The 3565-nt window shown below is 75.8% G+C and carries 2 protein-coding genes and 2 pseudogenes; 1 reads left to right on the top strand and 3 read right to left on the bottom strand.

Features of this window, described 5'->3' with window-relative positions; all coding sequences use genetic code 11:
- Together BG452_RS31385 and BG452_RS31390 are read right to left on the bottom strand one after the other, a co-directional pair.
- Window positions 1-417 (bottom strand): annotated as a pseudogene (locus BG452_RS31385) (HEAT repeat domain-containing protein); the annotation flags it as partial.
- 69 nt (window positions 418-486) lie between these two features.
- Entirely contained in the window at window positions 487-1206 is a 720-nt protein-coding gene (locus tag BG452_RS31390) for a TetR/AcrR family transcriptional regulator (protein WP_188307745.1), read from the bottom strand.
- A gap of 110 nt (window positions 1207-1316) precedes the next feature.
- Here BG452_RS31390 and BG452_RS31395 point away from each other — a divergent pair, with 110 nt between their 5' ends.
- The gene (locus BG452_RS31395; protein ID WP_188307746.1) at window positions 1317-2531 is read left to right on the top strand and encodes an FAD-dependent monooxygenase; all 1215 of its coding nucleotides are present in this window, start codon (window positions 1317-1319) and stop codon (window positions 2529-2531) included.
- Here the strand turns inward: BG452_RS31395 and BG452_RS31400 are convergent.
- Window positions 2515-3565 (bottom strand): annotated as a pseudogene (locus BG452_RS31400) (hypothetical protein); the annotation flags it as partial. The gene BG452_RS31395 and the pseudogene BG452_RS31400 overlap by 17 nt on opposite strands.

Here is a 3565-nt window from a genome sequence, read left to right on the forward strand (position 1 = left end):
ATCCGGGCGGCAGCGCCAGCCGGCGACCTGCGGCACGGCGCGGACCCGGTGCACCTCGCGGGCGCCCACCGCGCGCGGCACCACCACCTCCCAGCCGCGCGGGTCCGGCAGGGCGGCGATCCGGGCGACCGCCTCGGCGGCGGTCAGCCACTGCTGGGCCTCCCTGGCGCGGTCCCGGTAGTGCCCGACCAGCACCTGCTGGGTGTCGTCCAGCCGGACGTGCACGGCGGCCAGCGAGCCCTTCGGGCCGAATCGGGCCAGTTCGCGCAGCCACTGGTGGGTGAGGGCGTAGGAGGGCAGCACGGGGAAGCAGTACACCCCGCGCACGCCGCCCTGGCCACGACTGTCGGCCCGGATCCCGGCGCGGCGGATGCGCGGCGTGTTCGCCGCGGACGTCAGGTGCACGAACATCGCCATGGGAGCGGATGGTAGCCGTCCGGGTGATCGCGGCTCGACGGGTTATCGGGCGGTCACGTTATCGTGCGGTCACGCCTCCGGACGCGGGCTCGTGCGGCGCTCGATCAGGGCGGCCAGGCCGTCCAGGATGCGGGCCAGGCCGAAGTCCAGGGCCTGGTCGCGTCCGTCCGGTTCGGCCATCGCGGCGGCCACGGCGGGGTAGCGGTCGGCGTGCCGGTGCACCACGGTGCCGAGGGCGGCGAGGAGTTCGGCCTCGGGGGAGCCGTCCGGGCCGGCCGCGCGGGCCTGCTCGGCGATGGTGCGCACGTGCCCGGCGAGCAGGACGGCGGCGTCCATCCGCTCGGCGCCGGTCAGTCCGTGGCCGTCGAGCGCGGCCACCACCCGCTCCAGCCAGGCGAGTTCCCTCGGGCCGAGCACCCGGGGGCCGAGGGTGGCGTCCAGCAGCCACGGGTGCCGGGCGAAGGCGGCGGACAAGTGGTGTGCCCAGGCGGTGAGTTGTTCCCGCCAGCCGGGTCCGTCCGGGCTGGCGGGGGGCTCGCCGACGGCCGACTCGGCCATCAGCGCGACGAGTTCGGCTTTGCCGGGGACATACCGGTAGAGCGACATCTTGGTGAAGTCGAGCAGTCCGGCGACCTTCTGCATGGAGACCGCGCCGAGCCCCTCCGCGTCCGCCAGCTCGACGCCGGCGGCGGCGATCCGCTCCAGGCTGAGGGCCGGCTTGGGCCCGCGGCTCGGCCGGGTGGGCTGTTCCCAGAGCAGTCGCACCGTGTCGTTCGCCGCCTCGCCCATCGTCCGCTCCCGTCCTGGGGGTTGCCTGCTCCCGGTAACTGCGTCTACCGTACACAGCAATGAACAGTGTCCGCCGGACACAGTTTTGATCCTCGGACGGAGTGGTTCCCATGAGCGCTTCCGCGCGCACCAGGGTGTTGGTCTCGGGCGCGAGCATCGCCGGCCCCGCGCTGGCCCACTGGCTGGGCCGGTACGGCTTCGAGGTCACCGTGGTCGAACTCGCGCCCGCGCTGCGCGGCGGCGGGCAGAACGTCGACTTCCGGGGGCGCACCCACCTCACCGTGCTGGAGCGGATGGGTGTGCTGGACGAGCTGCGCGCCCTCGACACCGGCGGCAGCCCGATCACCTTCGTGGACCAGCGCGGGCGCCGACTGCTGCACCTGCCCGCCGAGTTCGCGGGCGGCGAGCTGGAGATCCCGCGCGGCGAACTGGCCCAGGTGCTGTACCGGCACAGCGAGCCACGCGCCGAGTACGTCTTCGGCGACACCGTCGAGGCCCTCGAGGAGACGGCGAGCGGGGTGCGGGTCGCCTTCCGGCACGGCGCACCGCGCGAGTTCGACCTGGTGGTCGGCGCCGACGGGCTGCACTCCACCGTGCGGCGGCTCGCCTTCGGCCCCGAGCAGCGGTTCGTCCGCCACCTCGGCTACTACGCGGCCACCTGGCAGCTGCCGAACGACGGTGGGCTGCCGGACGGCGGAGCGGGCCTGAACGTCCCCGGCCGGCTGATGTCCGTCGGCCTCGACCCCCGCGACCCGGCCCGGGCGGGCGCCTTCTGCCTCTTCGCCTCGCCCGGACTGCGCTACGACCGCCACGACATCCGGCAGCAGAAGGCACTGATCCGGGACGCCTTCGCCGGCCTCGGCTGGCTGGTCCCGCAGCTGCTCCGGAGCCTGGACGCCGCGCCCGAGCTGTACTTCGACTCGATCAGCCGCGCCGACGTCCCCAGCTGGTCCAGCGGCCGGATCGTCCTGCTCGGCGACGCGGCCTGCGGCGCCACCATCGGCGGGATGGGCACCGGCACGGCGGTGGTGGCCGCCTACGTCCTCGCGGGCGAACTGGCCCTGGCCCGCGGCGACCACCGGGCCGCCTTCACCCGGTACGAGCAGCTGCTGCGCGGCTACGCCCAGGGCTGCCAGAAGGGCGGCGACCGCACCGGCCCGTTCCTCGCGCCACGCACCAGGGCCGGGCTGCGGCTGCGCAACGGACTGCTCAACCGGCGGTGGGTGCTGGAGCGGATGCTGGAGCTGGGAAAGCAGGTGTCCAGCGTCGAACTGCCCGACTACGCGGCGCTGCCGGCCGCCGCTCCGGTCAGTGAAGCGGGCTGATCCGGTTGCCGTTGTCGAGGACCGCCTCGACCTGGACGGCGCCCCTGGCGGGCCGCTCGACCGCCAGGGTGCGGTCCGGGACGGAGCGGTCGGCCGACCAGTCCGGGCCCTTGACGGTCAGCCGGGTGACCCGTCGGCTGCCCGCCGCGAGCAGGTAGTCCGCGCCCTGCGGGGAGTGCCACCACGTCCACGCGACGGTGTCCTGCTCGAAGTGGCCGCACGAGCGGCCCGGGCCGCCCCCGGTGCGCTGGGGCCCTCGGGCGGTCGGCAGCAGCACGGCGGTGGCCGCGCTGCCCTCGCCCGTCCAGCGGTCGGCCCGCAGACAGAACCAGGCGGCCGAGCCCCCGTTCTGCGGCAAGGGCTGCACCGCGAACGCCCACAGGTCGAGCTGCTTGACGCCCGGTGTGCCGTCCGGCACCGCGCAGCCGGCCCGTGCCCAGGCCAGCAGGGCCTCCGGGGCGACCGCCTCGCGCGGCTCGCGGGCGGGCTGGCCGCGGTCCGGCGGCGGGGTGTAGGTGAGGTGCGCCGGGAGGAGACCGCCCAGGTCGGCCAGCAGGAAGGCGTGCTTCTCGGCGATCACCGGGGAGGAGTGCAACTGGAGCACGGTGGCGCCCCGGCAGTCCGCCGGCCCGCCGCCCGGCGCGGCGGCGGTGACCCCGTCGGGATGGTCCAGCAGGCGGGCGGCGGCGTCGGGCTGGTCGATCCGGCGGGTCTCGGCGGTGTCCACCCAGGGTGCCAGCAGGTACCGCAGGGCGGTGCCCTGACGGCTCAGCACCACCGCGCCCGCCGTGGTCGGGTCCGCGTCGTCGGCCCGGGCGAGGTCCAGCCCGCCGCCGCGTCCGTCGGTGAACAGGGCGATCCGGCGGCCGTCGTACAGCACCGCCACACCGGTGCCGTCCACCGTCCCGGCGAACAGCAGCTGCGGCGGGACGGCGGGCGGGGCGGTGTCCGTACCCGGCTCGGCGTGGGTCTGCGGGCCCGGCTGCGCCCAGGCGGCCAGAGCCCGGCCCAGCAGCGCGCCGTCCTCGCGCCGG

This window comes from Streptomyces sp. CBMA123 (assembly GCF_014596465.1).
Classification (GTDB): Bacteria; Actinomycetota; Actinomycetes; order Streptomycetales; family Streptomycetaceae; genus Kitasatospora.

Bases quoted from the DNA above. Each gene is read 5' to 3' on its own strand.
- BG452_RS31390 (WP_188307745.1), bottom strand. From the start codon at position 1,206: ATGGGCGAGGCGGCGAACGACACGGTGCGACTGCTCTGGGAACAGCCC.
- BG452_RS31395 (WP_188307746.1), top strand. From the start codon at position 1,317: ATGAGCGCTTCCGCGCGCACCAGGGTGTTGGTCTCGGGCGCGAGCATC.